The organism is Pedobacter caeni, assembly GCF_900129215.1.
Lineage (GTDB): Bacteria > Bacteroidota > Bacteroidia > Sphingobacteriales > Sphingobacteriaceae > Pedobacter > Pedobacter caeni.
In genome coordinates this window covers 71,169-88,692 of the sequence record NZ_FQUQ01000009.1, presented here as the reverse complement: position 1 = coordinate 88,692, position 17,524 = coordinate 71,169, and the positions used below count along the sequence as shown (strand labels likewise).

Genomic DNA, 17,524 nt, shown 5'->3' with positions numbered 1-17,524 from the left:
GCTTTCCTGGTTTTGCAACCACTTAAACTTCAGTTTGATCGTTAATTTTCTGTACTCACTGCTTTAGCTATTGGCTCAGCATAATTTGCCAATCCATAATTTGTATTCAGGCTTTTCACCGGTTCTTTAACATGCCATTCGAACTCATCTCTGAAATGTCTGATGGCACTTGCAACCGGCCATGCTGCTGCATCACCTAAAGGACAAATGGTATTTCCTTCAATCTTTTTGGAAACGTCTACCAATAAGTCAATATCGCTCATTTTTCCATGACCATATTCCAGGCGGTGGAGCACTTTCTCCATCCACCCTGTTCCCTCTCGACAAGGAGAACATTGGCCACAGCTTTCATGGTGATAAAAACGGGAGAAGTTCCAGGTATTTCTAACGATACACTGATCTTCATCAAAAGCGATAAAACCTCCCGAACCCATCATCGTTCCGGTAGCAAAACCACCTTCAGATAAAGACTCATAACTCATCAGACGGGGATCACCGTTAGCAAGCTTTAAAGTAAGATTCGCAGGAAGTACCGGAACAGAAGACCCGCCGGCAACTGTTGCCTTCAATCTTTTGCCATTGGCAATACCACCACACCATTCATCAGAATAGATAAACTCTTCAACAGGCAGCCCCAGTTCAATCTCATAAACTCCTGGTCTTACCAGGTTCCCCGAAGCGGAGATCAGTTTAGTTCCTGTACTACGGCCGATTCCGATTTTTGCATACTCATCTCCCCCGTCATTAATGATCGGAACAGTAGCAGCAATAGATTCCACATTGTTAACCACCGTTGGGCAGCCATACAATCCTGCAATAGCAGGAAATGGAGGTTTAATCCTCGGATTACCACGTTTACCTTCCAGCGACTCTAATAAAGCGGTTTCTTCACCACAGATATAAGCACCACCACCCGGCTGAACGTATAGTTCCAGGTCGTAACCTGTTCCCAAAATATTTTTACCTAAAAATCCGGCATTCTTAGCTTCAGCAATTGCTTTTTCCAGAATACGGATCTGAGGCATCATTTCTCCACGTACATAGATATAAGAAGTATGTGCACCCAAAGCAAAACTGGATACGATCATTCCTTCGATCAGTGCATGAGGGATATGGGTCATCAGATAACGGTCTTTGAACGTTCCCGGCTCCGACTCATCGGCATTACATACCAGATAACGGGCTACACCTTCCGGTTTCGCCAAAAAGCTCCATTTCATTCCCGTAGGAAATCCTGCACCTCCACGACCGCGTAATCCGGACTTTTTCACTTCTTCCACCACTTCATCAGGGGTTAAAGTTTTCAAAGCCTTTTCCACAGCGCGGTACCCGCCTTTCTGGCGATAGACATCAAATGTATGAATGTCCGGTACGTTTATATGTTCTAATAATAGTTTACGGGCCATTATTTTTTGCGTAAGTCTTGTATCAAATCGTCTACCTTTTGTTCATTAAGGTTCTCATAGAAGGTATATTCAGGACCTATCTGTAAAACCGGGCCATAGCCACATGCCGCTAAACACTCAACACCTCTCCAGCTGAATAAGCCATCGGAAGTCACTTCGTTTTCTTTCACACCAAGGCTTTTTTCCAGGTGATCCATCAGCTTTTCCGCACCCACTAAACAGCAAGGCCCTGTTCTGCAAACTTCCAGAACATATTTCCCCTGAGGTTTTAAAAAGTACATGCTGTAGAACGAGGCTACTTCATATACTTCAATGGGTTCGATACTCAGAAACTCCGCAATTTTATCCATGGCATTCGGGCTTAACCAGCCCAGCTCTGCCTGTACTTCATGCAATATTGGCAATAAAGCAGACTTTTGCTTTCCTTCCGGGTATCTCTTAACGATCTCTTCAGCCTTTTCAATTAAAGCTGCTGAGAACTGCACAGGTTGTTGTTCTTCTACTTTAAGCATCTAATTCTCCTGCAATAATATTCATACTACTCATGTTAATAATGGCATCTGACAACAGCATACCTTTACTCATGGGCGCAAACATTTGATAATTAATAAAGCTTGGTCTTCTGAAGTGTAAACGGTAAGGTGTTCTTCCACCATCATTAATCAGATAGAAACCCAGTTCTCCGTTACCACCTTCAACAGCATGGTAAACTTCAGCTTTAGGGGCATCGATTTCTCCCATCACAATTTTAAAGTGATAGATCAATGCTTCCATATTGTTGTAAACTTCTTCTTTTGCCGGCAAATAAAACTCAGGAACATCTGCATGGAAAATCCCCGCAGGCTCGCTCTTCAGTTTTTCCATTCCCTGTTCAATCAGGCGAAGACTTTGCCACATTTCCTCATTACGTACCCGATAGCGATCGTAAATATCGCCAGTTGTACCTACAGGAATCTCAAAATCGAAATCCTGGTAAGAAGCATAAGGTTCACTTACACGAACATCATAATCTACACCTGTAGAGCGTAATAAAGGACCTGTCCATCCGTAATCCAAACCTTGCTCAGCAGTTACGCAAGCAACACCGGAAGTACGGTCTATAAAAATTCTGTTGCGGTTTAAAAGACTCTCAAATTCTTTTAATGCAACCGGGAACTCTTTTAAAAATTTATTGATTTTCGCAAAGGCGATGTCATTGAAATCTCTTTCAAAACCACCAATCCTGCCAATGTTTGTCGTTAAACGTGCACCACAGATTTCTTCAAATATCTCATAGATATGCTCTCTGAACTGAAACAAATAAAGGAAAGTGGTGGTTGCTCCCGTATCCTGTGCAATGATCGTATTACAGATGATATGATCTGCGATACGTGAAAGCTCCATGATGATTACCCTCAGGTAATCTACCCTTTTAGGCATCTGGATATTTAATAATTTTTCTACGGTCATGTGCCATCCCATGTTATTGATCGGCGAAGAGCAATAGTTCAACCTGTCGGTCAATGGGGTGATCTGATAGAATGGACGGTGTTCTGCAATTTTTTCAAAAGCACGGTGGATATAACCAATGGTAGAAACACCACTTACTATACGCTCTCCGTCTAATTGAATTACATTTTGAAAAACACCATGGGTTGCAGGGTGAGTAGGACCTAAATTCAGGGTTACCAACTCATTCTGAGGATCGTTATCTGTATATACCGGTTGATTGTGATTCATGTTCTTATCTACCAAAGTATTCGTCTTTTTTATCTACTCTGTTTGGATCTTCCAAAGGATATTGCTTCAGCATCGGATGAACACCAAGTTCGTCCATGTTCAATATTCTTCTCAGATCCGGATGACCTTCAAATTTTACCCCGAAGAAGTCATATGTCTCTCTTTCCATCCAGTTTGCTGAATTCCAAAGAACGGTAGCAGTAGGAATGGTTGGATGATGCTCATCTATGAACACCTTTACCCTGATCCTGATTTTCTGTACCATGCTGTGCAAATGGTAAACCACTGCAATGCCATGTTTTTTCTCCGGATAATGTACCGCAGTGATATCAGTCAGGAAATTAAAATTAGTGGTGGTATTTTCTTTCAGAAATCTCAACACCTCGATGATCACATCTTTGGTGGTTTCAAAAGTAAGCAAGCCATATGGCTCGTTCACCCCGATGATTTGTCCGCCGAACTTTTCTGTCAGCGCCTGAACGATTTCATTGTTTGTAACTTCTGCCATTATAGTATTCCGTATGAAGCCAACATTTCTTTGTATTGATCTGAATCCCTTCTTCTGGAAGACTCGTTTCTAACCAGCTCCTGGATCTTACCAAAGCCATCTAGGATTGCTTCTGGTCTTGGCGGACAACCTGGAACGTAAACGTCTACAGGAATGATCTCGTCAATTCCCTGAAGTACAGAGTAGGTATCGAAGATTCCTCCGCTTGATGCACAGGCACCTACAGCAATCACCCAGCGGGGTTCTGCCATTTGTAAGTACACTTGCTTTAATACAGGGCTCATTTTTTTAGCGATGGTTCCCATCACCATCAATAAATCCGCCTGACGGGGAGAAAAACTTAAACGTTCAGAACCAAAACGGCCGAAGTCATAGTGAGAACCCATGGTAGCCATAAACTCGATACCGCAACAAGAAGTAGCGAATGGCAGAGGCCATAATGAATGGGAACGTGCCAAACCAATTACTTTGTCTAAAGAGGTGGCAAAAAAACCAGATCCTTCTATGCCTGGAGGCGCGTCTACTATATTGATGTCACTCATGATACAAAACGAAAAAAGGTTCATCCTTACAGAGAATGAACCACAAATTTACAATATTTTGGAAGCAAATGACCTAAACTAACATCATTTAGAAACAATCTAAATAGGTTAATTCCAGTCTAAAGCTTTCTTTTTCAAAATGTAGATAAAACCGAGTAGCAGGGTGCCCATGAAGATAAACATTTCAATCATACCGGTCATTCCAAGCTCCCTGAAGTTAACTGCCCATGGATACATGAAGATGACCTCAATATCAAACAGAACAAACAGGATGGCTACTAAGAAGTACTTAATAGAGAAGGGCTGACGTGCATTTCCAACTACTTTAATCCCCGCTTCAAACGTTGACAATTTATCTGCAGTTTTCCTTTTAGGACCTAAAAAATGTGTCGCGATTAAAGTCACAACAACAAATCCTAAAGCAACAATAACTTGAAATACAATAGGTAAAAAATCTACAGGTACACTTTGGGTTTCCATGATATTAAATTTGGGACAAAATTAAAAGAAAAAGGCAGGATAACAACCCTGCCTTTTTCTTTTATTCGAAATTATTACTTTTTCTTTACCGGAGTCTTAACTGCCGGTGCAGTCAATTCTTTGATTTTAGCCGGAGCGAAAGTACCTGCAGGGTTTGCAGCAATACTTTTATTTAAATAATCCAGTGCTTTAGCTTTATCAGTCAGCGCATAGAAACTACCAAGCTCATCATACGCTTCAGCTAATTTTTTTGCATTAGCAGTAGCCAATTCAGGTTTATCAACCGTTACTTTTTTAATGAATAGCTCATAATGAGGAACCATTAATCCTTTTGGATTGTTTTCATCATCTAATAACTTATTGATTCTGCTTCTGTATAAATAGGCTTCTGTTGTCTCAGGAGCAAGTTCTATAACTTTTGCAATTGAAGCATCAGCATTTTTCAAGATTTCCTTTGAAGGATTTAATTTGGAACCATTCGCAATCGCGTAATCAAAATAATTTGCTACCGCATTATAATAATAGCTGTATAATACTCCTTTTGCATTAGGACCTGCTTTGATTACTTTAGCGTAAGTCGCTGCTGCTTTAGCATATTTTTTAGCATCAAAGTAAGACTTAGCTACCTCAGCAAGTGCATCAACATTTGTTGAATCTTTCTCTACAGCCTTAGTGATGTTAATTACTGCTAAACTATCATTTCCTGATTGAAGTTGTGCCTTACCTAAGTAAAGGTAATCTGAACCTATAATACGTGCTGTATCTTTTACTTTCGCAAAGAAATCATTCATGTATTCTAAACTTTTTGGATAGTTCTTGTTTTCATAAGCTGAATATCCGCGTAGTCTTGATACCACTAAATTTTTAGAATCATTAGGGTTCATGGTCGCCAATTCACTGGTTACCTGCTCTAGAGTCTGGAAATCCTTAGCATAGAACAAGAACATCGCATAACGAAGTTTTGATTCGTAAGACAGATCAGTCAGATCTAGATATTTTTTATAGTTTGTTAATGCTAAAGCAGATTTAGTTGCTTGTTCAGCAGCAACCTGGTTTGCCCATTGCATATATAACTCAGCAATTTCTCTGTATGCAGGACCATAGTTTGCATCTGCAGTGATCACTTCTTTTAATTGGTCTTCAGCTTCAGGGAATGCTCTTGATTCAGTATACATTCTTCCAATCTGAACTTTAGCTCTTAAAAGATTTGTGTTCATGCTCAAAGCTCTCATATAATTCACTAAAGCATCAGAATTTTTCTTTTGTAAGGCATAATAATCACCTAACGCTACAAAAACCTCTGCGTCTTTATCATCTTTATCAAGTTCGTCTGCTTTTTGAAGATAAGGCAGAGCAGCAGTAAAATCCGGTTTATCAGTTGCTATGTATGCTTTACCGATATACAATTGAGGGATATAATCTTTTTTAGAAGATACCTCTACTGCTTTTGCAAAATTAGTGCTTGCTGAAGTTGGATTGTTTGAAAACAAATCAGCTTCTCCTAAACCAATATAGTTTAAAGAGTTTTTTGGATCAGCAGTAACGCCTTGTGTAAATACTGCTCTTGCAGAATCCACATAATCCATTCTTAGATAAACATCACCTAAATTAAAGTAATTTTCTCCTTTACTAGCTTGTGATTTCACCAATGCTTTAAGCATGGTAGTCGCTTTCTGGTACTGTTCGGCATCTATCGCCTTTTTTGCATCATTTAAGCTTTGAGCAAAAGAGGCAGAACCCATCACTACTAAACCTAAACCTAAGGTTATTGCTTTCTTTGTCATTTTCATGGTTCAAATATAAAATTTAGTTTGTATTCTTAAAATTAAATTCTCTCGGCATCATCTTATGTGGGCCCAGTCCTGATTTGAGTACAATCAGTTGCCCCCTCTGGCTTACTAACCAGTTTGCAAAACCTGTGCCTAAACCCTCACGGCCTTCTGCATTGATGATATAAATATTTCTTAAAAAAGGGTAAATCCCAGTAATCAGATTCTTCTGATCAGGCTTATAAAAAGCGCCATCCCCTTTTTTTCCCGGTAAATTTTTCAGGCCCATTACTTTTACTTTAGCAACAGCCTCGGTCATTCCTTTTTTACTAGATATCAACCAGTTAACACCAACTACACCAATAAAATCTTTCTTATCAGCAACGTATTTTATAACATCATTATTGTTCTCCAGCGTATAAACTCCTTTTTTAGGAAGCTCTTTAATCCCTGCCAGATCTTTAAAATATCGTAAAGTACTGGAATAAGCATTGTCAAACACCAATTGCTTCCCAGTCGTTGATGTTCCTTTTAAAATGTCAATAACTTCCTGTACAGTGATATTGCTATCAATGTTAGCGGCATTCGTGACTAAAGCGATGCCATCGATTGCAAATCTGGAAGTCTTAGGTACAATACTTCTATTCCTGTACATTTTATCCTCATCTGGTCTCAACATTCGGGACAATATAATCACTCTTGTGCTATCATTCAGAAAGGTAGGAACAATTTTGTTTTCATTCCCTTCTACAAGGTTAAATGTTGAATTAGGATAGTCTGTCTTAAATACAGCGATCTGATCTGCTAAGACCTGTGAAAAGGACTCATCTACCAGAATTTTCACGCTCCCAGAGGTACGTGTTTGCTCTACAGTATTTTCCTTGCTTGCTTTACGTTTACACGACACAAACACAAATAACAATAATATCAGACTTAGATGTTTCATTTGATTTCAACTATTTAATGGTGATAACCCTATTGTATATATTAATCCTCTTTGGGATTGATCAGGCGGGTAAATCTAATTGCAGCATAGGCAATTAAGAGTAGACCAAATAAGATCCGGTAGGTTTTTTCAATTTCAAAAGGAATGTCCTTCCAGAAGATCAACAGTAACCCAAGGACCAGGTAAAAGCTGAACATCACTAGCCCTAAAATGAACAGAAATCGCTGTTGAGGCGATTTCTGTTTAAATGTTTTCAAGTTAAACATTCTTTATTCTATTGTGATAAGGTAAAGCTGATTGGAATATTGTACTTCACACGTACAGGTTTTCCGTTCTGGATACCAGGAGTCCAACGCGGACTGATTTTCAATACCCTGATTGCTTCCTCATCAGTACCACCACCAAGTTTTCTTTCTACTTTGATATCGGTTAATTCTCCGTTTTTCTCAACTACGAAAGACAAGAATACTTTACCTTGAATGTTATTCTCCTGAGCCATTGCAGGATATCTAACTGTTTTTTTCAGGTAAGCGTAGAATTTATCCATACCTCCAGGGAAATCTGGTTGTTTTTCAATACTTACAAAGTCATAAACCTTAGTATCTTCTACCACTGCTGCTTGTTTAGGGCCATCTCCAACCGGACCGGCAATAACAATATCAGCATCCGGATCTCCGGCGATAGTTTTCTGACCTGGATCTGCCTTTTTCAAATCTTCGATCTGAACAGGTTCCTTATCAACTACCTCATTATCCGGTTTAACAATCGGAGGAGGGAATTTCACCTGATCCTGTTTCGGTGGCGGAGGCTCTACCGGTGGCGGTGGAGGGGTATCCGGATTCACCGGTGGCGGTGGTGCAACCACTACCTCTACTTGCTTAATCTCTTTGTCTTCGGGAAGACTGCCTTTGATCAAGCTAAAAATTTTAGGGGATACAAATGCGACTACAAAGATTGTAGAGGCAATCAGTAAAGCCTTTGTGGTATTTGCGCCACTTGTGCTGCGAAGCTCATATGCTCCATAGCTTTTGTTCTTGTTTGCAAATACTACATCAAGCCATTCCCGTTTCAATAAATCTATTTTAGAACCTAACATAGCTTACTATTTAATATTATTAATTCTCTTATTATAAAATTCCAGCACCTTTCATGAAATCTTTTTCAGCATCAGTAATGTTCTCATCATCGATAGCTGGAGCAGTAGTGATCTTAGTGATCGCTAATTCATCCATAATATCAACGAAGTTCTTGTAGGTAGCTCCTGAGGTAGGCTTGATCACCATGATGATCTGTCTTCCGCCAGTGGTTTCCGAAACTTTCTTTTTATTATCTAATATTGATTTTCTGATATCGCTGAAACCTTCCACATTAGGAGTTGACTTCCCAGCCTCTCCCATATACCAAGCTACTTTGTTGTTTTTACCCAATAAGATGGTCATCGTTTCAGAAGCACGTAATTCGTTTTTCTCCTGAGACTTATCGTCTTTATCTGGCTTTGCAATATCCATTGCAATTGGTTTCGACAGGGAAGTGGTCAACATAAAGAAGGTAATCAATAAGAAGGCCAAATCCACCATCGCCGTTAGATCGACTTTGGTATTCGCTTTCTTACTCCTTACTTTTTTGCCTTTTTTCCCCCCGCCGGAGGTATCTAATTCTGCCATAATATTTATCTATTTAGCATCGCCTTCGGCAGATGTGATTAAACTAAACTTGTTGATTTTTTGTTTCTGCAGAATATCCACGATTTTCTTAACGGTAGGATACTCTTCCTGTCCATCACCTTTGATGCTCACACGCATTGAAGTCGAATGTAATTCTGCAACAGCGGTACGGGATTGTAAAATCCATTCCGCCAATTGATTGTTTGTTGAATCAGCTGGGATACCAGTATCCATTTTAGATTTAGTCCTCTCATCGCTGCTCATCATTATAAATTGCTTTAAACTCTGAACAGGCACACCGAAAGCACCAATAACACCAAAACGCTCTCTCTCTTCAGGAGTGAATTTAATGCTGTATTTCTCACCCATTTTATCCAGGGTTGACATCTTAATGTCTTTCCCTACGATCTCATAAAACACTTTGCCTTTACCTATCGACAATATACCCATGTCCAAATCAGGAACTTTAAGTTTATAAGTCGATGAAGGGATAATGACATCCAAAGGATCAGGCTGGCGTGCTGTTGCTGTTAAAATAAAGAAAGTAAGCAATAGGAAAGATACGTCGCACATGGCGGTCATATCTATCGAAGTACTCTTTCTTTGAACCTTTGCTCTTGGCATAATTTTAAAAATTATTGATGTATTTAACTAATGATGTTAATTCTTCCGGTTTTCCATAAAAGCCGGTAAAAAAAAATACATTATTTTTTATTTATGCGTAGAAGCGTAAGTTTGGATGATGCTGAAACCTGCTTCATCAATTGCATAAGTTAATTTATCAATTTTTGAAGTCAAGATGTTGTACATGATAATTGCGAAAGTAGAAGTACCAATACCAGTTGCTGTGTTAATCAAAGCCTCAGAGATACCAGTTGCTAATGCAGCCTGATCCGGAGCACCAGAGTTAGCCAAACCACCGAAGGCCTTGATCATACCTGTTACTGTTCCTAATAGACCTGTTAATGTACCTACTGATACTAATGTTGCAATAACGGTTAAGTTTTGCTCTAACATTGGCATTTCTAATGTAGTTGCTTCTTCGATATCTTTCTGGATAGCTAAACATTTCTGATCTGTATCCATGTTCGGCTCAACTTCCATTTCTCTGTATTTTTTCAAACCAGATTTGATTACGTTAGCTACAGAACCTTGTTGTTTATCACACTCAGCCATAGCACCTTCGATGTTATTTGAGTTTAAAAGTCCTTGGATTTTTTTAACAAAAGCATCTAAACTACCTTTACCTGTTGCTTTACTAATAACGATCATACGCTCAATAGAGAACACGATAACCATTAAGAACATACCCATTAGTACCGGTACGATTACACCACCTTTGTAAGCCATACCCATATAGTTACCTACTTTTGGCATAGTGTCATGCAAATCCGGATCTGCACCATCAATAAAGTTATTTCTATCACCCAGGATAAATTTGAAGACTAGTATCCCGATAATGATACAAATAGGAATTGTTAACGTAGCGAATAAATTTGAAGCAGATGAGCTTTCTTTTTTAACTGTTGTTGGTTTTGGTGCGTTTGCCATTTTTTTTTAGTTTTTTAGTTTTTAGTACTTGTGTTTTTTTTAAATTTAGATTAATATTCTGTAATACACACAACGATCATTACAAACAATTGTTGTAAGAACAAATTTATAACTTTGATTTTAATTCCAAATTAAATAATCGTTAGTTCCTTCCCTTTGAGACTTCTCCCCCCTGTCCGTATCGGCGTATATTAAAAAAGATTGTCTCGGTGCGGAGACAATCTTTCACAATTAAAACTAAAAAAAAATTGAAATGCAAATTTTTGAGCAAAAAAAATGCTTTAAGGCGCGTTTTCGACAACTTTAGGGAATGAAGCAAGCATTTCTTCACTCGCGTAAGCCTCAAACTGTTTAAAATTGTTCACAAATGCCAGCGAAAGTTCATTCGCTTTTTGGTCGTATTTTTTCTTGTCTTCCCAGGTATTTTTAGGATGTAATATTTCTGATGGGACACCCGGACATGCATCCGGAATATGTAAACCAAAGACAGGATCCGCATTGAAGCTTTCTTTTTCCAATTCACCTTTTAAGGCAGCGGTAATCATCGCTCTTGTATAAGCCAGTTTCATCCGCTTTCCAACGCCGTAAGCACCACCACTCCATCCAGTGTTCACCAACCATACGTTGACATTGTGTGCACGCATCTTTTCGCCAAGAAGCGAGGCATATTTTGTCGGGTGTAAAGGCAGGAATGCCTTTCCAAAACAGGCAGAGAAAGTCACTTGTGGCTCAGTTACACCAGCTTCCGTTCCCGCAACCTTCGCCGTATATCCCGAAATAAAATGGAACATCGCCTGACCAGGGGTCAATTTCGAAATCGGAGGCAACACCCCAAAAGCATCTGCAGTCAGAAAAAATATATTTTTAGGAACACCGGCAATAGATGGTGCCACTGCATTCTCAATATAATTGATCGGATAGGCTACCCTTGTATTTTCTGTTTTATCAATATTTGTGAAATCTACTTCCCGCGTTCCCGGAAAATAATTGGTATTCTCCAGTAACGATCCGAATTTGATCGCTCTAAAGATCTGAGGCTCCTTCTCTTCGGTAAGGTCTACACACTTGGCATAGCAACCACCCTCAAAGTTGAAAATCGTTTCTTTTCCCCAACCATGCTCATCATCTCCGATCAGCCCTCTTTCAGGATCAGCAGAAAGCGTTGTTTTCCCCGTTCCTGACAATCCAAAAAAGATTGCGGTATCACCAGCTTCTCCCACATTTGCGGAACAATGCATAGATAAGGTATTCCTTTGCTCAGGCAAGATGAAATTAAGCACAGAAAAGATTCCTTTTTTAATCTCCCCGGTATAACCTGATCCTCCGATAAGGATCATTTTCTTAGAAAAATTCAATAAGGAGAAATTTCCCTGACGGGTACCATCAATAGCCGGATCAGCAAAAAATGTTGGTGCAGCAATGATGGTCCATTCCGGTGTTTCTCCAACTTCCTCTTTTCCAAACCTTAAAAACAGGTTATTCGCAAATAAATTCTGGTAAGCAGTCTCTGTGACTACTCTGATTGTAGTTTTATAACTCTCATCCGCACATGCATAAGCATCCCTTACATAATATTTCTTTTGATTAAGGTGTGTCGTTACCTTTTCCAGAAGGGCGTCGAAATTCTCCGGGCTAAATTTAATATTTATATCTCCCCACCAAACGGAATCTTCAGTCAGTTCATCACAAACAATAAATCTGTCTTTTGGAGAACGACCGGTAAATTTACCTGTATCAATTGCCAATGCTCCGGTGTCGGCAAGTGTTCCTTCTCCATTCTTTAAGGCTTCTTCAACCAATTGTGCTACATCAAGCTGGTATAAGGATTGATCTGAATTTAGATTCAAATAGCTTAAATCCGGCTTAAGCGTAAGTGCTTTGCTCATAAATAAATAAGTTAGTGAGGCAAAGTTATACAGATAAAAAGGGAAAAGCAGTGCTTTTGCAGGAAAAATTTTACTTATTGTTCCCCGTACACTAACAGAAAACAAGCTAAAAACCAGTTAGTTACAAAATAATCCAGGCATTTTATTAACCTCCGGATTTTTTGACTTTATAACCTTCTTTCTGAAGAAGAAGTAAAACCTTGTCCCTAAAGTCACCCTGAATCAGAATCTCACCATCTTTTGCAGCTCCACCTACTCCGCATTTAGACTTTAACAGCTTGGCAAGGGATTCTAATTCCTCCGTACTGCCAATAAAACCGGTCACCAGCGTTACTCCTTTTCCAGCACGGTTCTTCCTATCCAGCATTACCCTCAGGTCCTGCTGTTGATTAGGAAGAGGTACGGCTACCTCTTCAGTCTCTGATTCATATACAAAAGAAGGGTCTGTAGAAAACATAATCCCTCCAAAATCATTCAATATTTTCTTTTTAGCTTTCATAATCAGGTGTAATGATATTTAATGATAACGGGACAATAGAAACATCTATTTCCTTACCCATAAAAAAAGGCTCCCCATCAATATGTATGGCATCATTAGACATTCTTTTAATCCGGATATCTTTTCCCTGAATGATCTCGACCATATTAGATTGATCTGTCGAAGCATTCAGCATATGATAAGCCAATACCGGAATTTTGTATATCGGGAACTCTTTAATGATACAGACATCGAGTAAGCCATCAGTAATAGAAGCATTGGGCGCGATATGTGCGTTATTTCCATACTGAGAAGAATTGGCCACACTCACTACAAATGCTTTCCGGATATATTCTGTCCCATCTATAGTGATGTGATAGGTCTGTGGCTTATAATTGAGCATTTCTTTAAATCCAAGCTTCAGGTAACCGGAAAGCCCCCTTGATTTATTCCCTGCAAAAACAGAACTGATGTGTGCATCAAATCCCATTCCTGCCATATTAAAGAAACACTTATCATTAAATTTTGCCGTATCAACTACCCTTACTTTACAATCATTGATCACTTTAATGGCCTGGGTCGTGTTCATAGGAATCTTCAGAAACCTCGATAACCCATTTCCGGAACCAAATGGAAGAATCCCGAGAATCTTATTTTGCTGCATCACCTTTGTTCCGATTTCATTAATCGTTCCATCTCCTCCAACGGCAACGATAATGTCGAAATTTTTATTCGCTGCTTCCTCCGCAATTTCTGAGGCATGACCAATATACTCCGTGAAGCTATAGTTCGCATTAAATTTGGTACGGTCCAAATTTGCATCGATCAGTGCCGGGATCTTCAGTTTATCTTTTCCTCCTGAGATGGGATTGATAATAAATAAAATATTCGATTTTGACAAAACGCTGGTTTAAATACGGTACAAAATAATTGATATTTTTTGACTATTTGAATATATATAGTAATTTTGCAGCATTAAAGTGGACTGATTTGCGATGCTATCATCAAAAATAGCGGGATTGCAACCACGTAAAAAAAAGTGCTAACCTATTATTCACTTCATTTTACGACCTGTATTGCAGGATCAGAGGCCATTTTATATAATTGTTTATTAAAAAATTAATTATTTAAGATGTCATACTTATTTACATCAGAATCTGTTTCCGAAGGTCACCCAGATAAGATCGCAGATCAAATCTCAGACGCATTAATTGATAATTTCCTTGCTTTTGACGCTGAGTCAAAGGTTGCATGTGAAACACTAGTTACTACCGGCCAGGTGATTTTAGCTGGTGAAGTAAAGTCCAAAACTTATCTTGATGTGCAACAGATTGCGCGTGATGTAATCAAAAAAATTGGCTATACTAAAAGTGAGTACATGTTTGAGGCCAACTCTTGCGGAATTCTTTCTGCAATACATGAACAATCTCAGGACATCAATCAAGGTGTAGACAGAAGCAGCAAAGAAGAACAAGGTGCAGGTGATCAGGGAATGATGTTTGGTTATGCAACCAACGAAACCGAAGATTACATGCCTTTAGCCCTTGACCTTTCTCATAAGCTTTTACAGGAACTTGCTGCTTTAAGACGCGAAAATAACGAAATCACTTATTTACGCCCTGATGCAAAATCTCAGGTAACCTTAGAATATGACGACAACAACAAGCCTGTCCGCATTGATGCCATTGTAATTTCTACTCAACATGATGATTTTGATGAAGAATCAACCATGCTGGCAAAAATCAAGACAGACCTTGTAGCGATCCTGATTCCAAGAATTATTGCTAAATATCCTCAATATGCACATTTGTTTAATGATGCCATTGAATACCACATCAACCCAACCGGTAAATTTGTGATCGGTGGCCCACATGGTGATACCGGCTTAACCGGCCGTAAAATCATCGTGGATACTTATGGTGGTAAAGGTGCACATGGTGGTGGCGCGTTTTCTGGTAAAGACCCAAGTAAAGTAGATAGAAGCGCGGCTTATGCCACACGTCACATCGCTAAAAATCTGGTAGCTGCCGGTGTTGCAGAAGAAATCCTTGTTCAGGTGAGTTATGCGATCGGTGTAGCTAAACCAATGGGAATTTACATCAACACTTACGGAACGTCTAAAGTAAACAAAACAGATGGCGAGATCGCGAAAATCGTAGAAGGCTTATTTGATATGCGTCCTTATTTCATTGAACAACGCCTGAAGTTAAGAAACCCGATCTACAGCGAAACTGCTGCCTATGGTCATATGGGGCGTAAACCTGAGACCGTTACTAAAACTTTCAGAACACCAAATGGAGAAGAAAAAGTAGTAACTGTAGAACTATTTACCTGGGAAAAACTTGATTTCGTAGATAAAGTAAAAGCTGCATTTGCGCTATAAGCAAAACTAAAATTGCAAAATGGCTGAATAAACATCATTAAGGTGTGCATTCAGCCATTTTTGTTTTAAAACCTTTCCAACATCTTCCGGGCTTACAAACCCAATCCGGTCAATAAATCCGCATCCTCTTTCAATAAATGTCCATCGTCGATCAGGTAAGATTTAACATCCGAAATCTTCATTTCGTCCAAAGCATCTACAAAATTTTTATAGGTAGATTTTTCAGTCGGTTTAATGATCACCACCATAAATTTCGAAGGATCGTTACCATGTTGCTTGGCAATGGCCAACTTATTTGCGCTCAGAACTTCATGAATTGTGGCAAAAGTCGTTTTCTGCGGCTCGGCCTTCCCTGGTTCCCCTCTATACCAAACAATATGATTCGCTTTCCCCAAAAGTAAGGTAACGGTACGTGAGGCCGGATAAGGCTGACTGGGCACATCAATTACCGGTTTGGCAATCTCCATCGCCTGAGACTTAGACAATGACGTAGTGAGCATAAAAAAGGTGATTAAAAGGAAGGCTAAATCTACCATTGCAGTCAGGTCTACTGAAGGAACTGGTTTACGGGTTCTGGATTTTCCTTTCATGGCCTGGCCATTTTGAGGAATGCTTAAGGTTGCCATAGTTTTACGTTTTAACCATGATGACAAATCTGTCCCGATTACATAAACAAAAAACCTTTTTTACTTCTCATTGTTTAATTAAGTATAAAACATCAAACATTATGGAACAGCCGGTAGAAATGAATACGCTTAGCCAGATTTTAGAAAAGTTAAGGCTTAAAGGCCTGGACAACGAAATTAAGATGACAGATCATGGTAAAATGCAAGGTGTTGGTCTCAATAAGATTTATAACCCTGAAGATTTAACCGTCATAAAAACATACCGCTTTGAAGGGGCTTCCGATCCGGGAGACAATTCCATTCTATATATATTAGAAGATAAAGATGGACAGATCGGATATATTTTAGATGCCTATGGCATGTACAGCTCTCAGGAAGGAGCTGGATTCGACGACTTCCTGAAAAAAATCCCTACCGCAGACAGGGATCTTCAGGAACTCTTCACCTAACCCTCATTATGAACAGCAAAAAGGCCAATCAGTGATTGGCCTTTTTGCTGTTAAATTTTTTTATCCATAAAGCTTAGCCCCAGAACAAGCACCCCGTCTATAACTGCTAAAACTACAATTACCCATTCATGTAACTCCATACGTCTAAGTTTTAATTAGAAAATCTATATAAAAAAGCCCTCCTAAATATGGTTTGACTATTTTCTTGCATAAGCCTCGAAATTCCCCAGACAAGGGTAAGGTGACCCAGCCAACAGGGTGATCTTAACATAACGGATGGCAACAGGACTGGTTACACCAAACAGCTGTTCTTGCTTTGTTCCCGGGCTAAAAACCTTTTGTCCACCACCACCAATATCATTAAAGTCAACCCCATCAGTACTACCTTCCAGCCTGAAAGCTGTAAAACCCTGATTCGCATCAATATGCGCATTCAATCCAATTTTAGTGATCTTTTCAGCCTTTTTCATATCAACAATCAGCCAGTGTGGGTAAATCAGCATCGGCTCAGCATTATAGTTTGTTTGCCAAAAAGAGGGTGTACCGGCTCCGGCAGACAAACTGGGTGCTTTTACATCATCTACGATGTTTTCAGCACCGTTAAATTCGTTATCAGCATCGTTAATCTCACTGGAAGCAGAAGCAGTCCATCCGGTCTTTACCAACTTAACTTCGGGCAACAACTCAGGGAAGATTGCCATTGGTCTGTTGGCAATGGATTTCCCGCCTACATTAGAAACAAAAACAGAAAAAGAGGTTCTGCCACCGATTGGAATTGTTAACGTTCCAATCGCATCAATGCTCTCCGCAACTAGCTTTTCTTTTGACAAGCCATCTTCCACGTACTTAATCTTAATGGCAACAGGCTTTTTTGCCGGGTTCTGCCAATCAAACTTTGCTCCTCCCAATACTGCAGAAACAGAAAAAGTATTTGCAACGGCCTCATAATTGCTGTCTTCTACCACCACAGGCGCAGGAGGTTCCACCTCAACAATCGGTGCAACCTTATCTTTCTTGCATGACACCATCGCCATAGCAATACAAATCACAAATAAATAAAGGCATTTTCCTTTCATGGTATTTAAGTTATTGTTTATAAGAATCATTTTTGCCCCTA

General features: G+C 39.4%; 20 protein-coding genes. 2 read left to right on the top strand and 18 right to left on the bottom strand.

Annotated features, from left to right (window positions below; all coding sequences use genetic code 11):
• Positions 1-41: 41 nt before the first annotated feature.
• The 16 genes from nuoF to BUC20_RS32260 form a co-directional block, all read right to left on the bottom strand.
• Positions 42-1,406 carry an NADH-quinone oxidoreductase subunit NuoF gene (gene nuoF / locus BUC20_RS32335; RefSeq protein ID WP_073238651.1) on the bottom strand — a complete coding sequence of 455 codons (1,365 nt, stop codon included), beginning with the start codon at positions 1,404-1,406 and terminating at the stop codon, positions 42-44.
• Positions 1,406-1,918 carry an NADH-quinone oxidoreductase subunit NuoE family protein gene (locus BUC20_RS32330; protein ID WP_073238649.1) on the bottom strand — a complete coding sequence of 171 codons (513 nt, stop codon included), beginning with the start codon at positions 1,916-1,918 and terminating at the stop codon, positions 1,406-1,408. Before BUC20_RS32330 ends, nuoF begins: the two co-directional genes overlap by 1 nt.
• Positions 1,911-3,125 carry an NADH-quinone oxidoreductase subunit D gene (locus tag BUC20_RS32325; RefSeq protein ID WP_073238647.1) on the bottom strand — a complete coding sequence of 405 codons (1,215 nt, stop codon included), beginning with the start codon at positions 3,123-3,125 and terminating at the stop codon, positions 1,911-1,913. Before BUC20_RS32325 ends, BUC20_RS32330 begins: the two co-directional genes overlap by 8 nt.
• A gap of 4 nt (positions 3,126-3,129) precedes the next feature.
• Positions 3,130-3,633 carry an NADH-quinone oxidoreductase subunit C gene (locus tag BUC20_RS32320; protein WP_073238645.1) on the bottom strand — a complete coding sequence of 168 codons (504 nt, stop codon included), beginning with the start codon at positions 3,631-3,633 and terminating at the stop codon, positions 3,130-3,132.
• Positions 3,633-4,175, bottom strand: coding sequence for an NADH-quinone oxidoreductase subunit B (locus BUC20_RS32315; RefSeq protein WP_073238643.1), 543 nt, complete (start codon positions 4,173-4,175; stop codon positions 3,633-3,635). Before BUC20_RS32315 ends, BUC20_RS32320 begins: the two co-directional genes overlap by 1 nt.
• 108 nt (positions 4,176-4,283) lie before the next feature.
• The gene (locus BUC20_RS32310; protein ID WP_073238641.1) at positions 4,284-4,655 is read right to left on the bottom strand and encodes an NADH-quinone oxidoreductase subunit A; all 372 of its coding nucleotides are present in this window, start codon (positions 4,653-4,655) and stop codon (positions 4,284-4,286) included.
• A 74-nt stretch (positions 4,656-4,729) separates the two neighbouring features.
• Entirely contained in the window at positions 4,730-6,445 is a 1,716-nt protein-coding gene (locus tag BUC20_RS32305) for a tetratricopeptide repeat protein (protein WP_073238638.1), read from the bottom strand.
• A 16-nt stretch (positions 6,446-6,461) separates the two neighbouring features.
• Positions 6,462-7,370, bottom strand: coding sequence for a PstS family phosphate ABC transporter substrate-binding protein (locus tag BUC20_RS32300; RefSeq protein ID WP_073238635.1), 909 nt, complete (start codon positions 7,368-7,370; stop codon positions 6,462-6,464).
• A gap of 41 nt (positions 7,371-7,411) precedes the next feature.
• On the bottom strand, positions 7,412-7,636 hold the full coding sequence (locus BUC20_RS32295) for a hypothetical protein (RefSeq protein WP_073238632.1): 225 nt from the start codon (positions 7,634-7,636) through the stop codon (positions 7,412-7,414).
• A gap of 8 nt (positions 7,637-7,644) precedes the next feature.
• On the bottom strand, positions 7,645-8,466 hold the full coding sequence (locus BUC20_RS32290) for an energy transducer TonB (protein WP_073238629.1): 822 nt from the start codon (positions 8,464-8,466) through the stop codon (positions 7,645-7,647).
• 31 nt (positions 8,467-8,497) lie between these two features.
• The gene (locus tag BUC20_RS32285; RefSeq protein WP_073238627.1) at positions 8,498-9,034 is read right to left on the bottom strand and encodes an ExbD/TolR family protein; all 537 of its coding nucleotides are present in this window, start codon (positions 9,032-9,034) and stop codon (positions 8,498-8,500) included.
• A gap of 9 nt (positions 9,035-9,043) precedes the next feature.
• Positions 9,044-9,658 (bottom strand): ExbD/TolR family protein, encoded by a 615-nt coding sequence (locus tag BUC20_RS32280; RefSeq protein ID WP_073238624.1) that lies wholly within the window; start codon positions 9,656-9,658, stop codon positions 9,044-9,046.
• An 87-nt stretch (positions 9,659-9,745) separates the two neighbouring features.
• Positions 9,746-10,585, bottom strand: a complete 840-nt coding sequence (locus BUC20_RS32275) for a MotA/TolQ/ExbB proton channel family protein (protein ID WP_073238621.1) — start codon at positions 10,583-10,585, stop codon at positions 9,746-9,748.
• Positions 10,586-10,866: 281 nt separating this feature from the next.
• On the bottom strand, positions 10,867-12,471 hold the full coding sequence (pckA, locus tag BUC20_RS32270; protein WP_073238885.1) for a phosphoenolpyruvate carboxykinase (ATP): 1,605 nt from the start codon (positions 12,469-12,471) through the stop codon (positions 10,867-10,869).
• Between the two features lie 145 nt (positions 12,472-12,616).
• Entirely contained in the window at positions 12,617-12,970 is a 354-nt protein-coding gene (locus BUC20_RS32265) for a translation initiation factor (RefSeq protein WP_073238618.1), read from the bottom strand.
• Positions 12,960-13,850 (bottom strand): diacylglycerol/lipid kinase family protein, encoded by an 891-nt coding sequence (locus BUC20_RS32260; protein WP_073238616.1) that lies wholly within the window; start codon positions 13,848-13,850, stop codon positions 12,960-12,962. The genes BUC20_RS32265 and BUC20_RS32260 overlap by 11 nt, the downstream gene beginning before the upstream one ends.
• 231 nt (positions 13,851-14,081) lie before the next feature.
• Between BUC20_RS32260 and metK the strand changes: the two genes are divergently transcribed.
• The gene (metK, locus tag BUC20_RS32255) at positions 14,082-15,332 is read left to right on the top strand and encodes a methionine adenosyltransferase (RefSeq protein WP_073238613.1); all 1,251 of its coding nucleotides are present in this window, start codon (positions 14,082-14,084) and stop codon (positions 15,330-15,332) included.
• 92 nt (positions 15,333-15,424) lie between these two features.
• Here metK and BUC20_RS32250 read toward each other — a convergent pair whose 3' ends face one another.
• Positions 15,425-15,958: an ExbD/TolR family protein gene (locus BUC20_RS32250; protein WP_073238610.1), complete on the bottom strand. Its 534-nt coding sequence runs from the start codon at positions 15,956-15,958 to the stop codon at positions 15,425-15,427.
• A 101-nt stretch (positions 15,959-16,059) separates the two neighbouring features.
• Here BUC20_RS32250 and BUC20_RS32245 point away from each other — a divergent pair, with 101 nt between their 5' ends.
• Positions 16,060-16,407, top strand: a complete 348-nt coding sequence (locus tag BUC20_RS32245; RefSeq protein WP_073238607.1) for a hypothetical protein — start codon at positions 16,060-16,062, stop codon at positions 16,405-16,407.
• 197 nt (positions 16,408-16,604) lie between these two features.
• Here the strand turns inward: BUC20_RS32245 and BUC20_RS32240 are convergent, their stop codons facing one another.
• Positions 16,605-17,513 carry a discoidin domain-containing protein gene (locus BUC20_RS32240; RefSeq protein ID WP_073238605.1) on the bottom strand — a complete coding sequence of 303 codons (909 nt, stop codon included), beginning with the start codon at positions 17,511-17,513 and terminating at the stop codon, positions 16,605-16,607.
• Positions 17,514-17,524 lie beyond the last annotated feature (11 nt).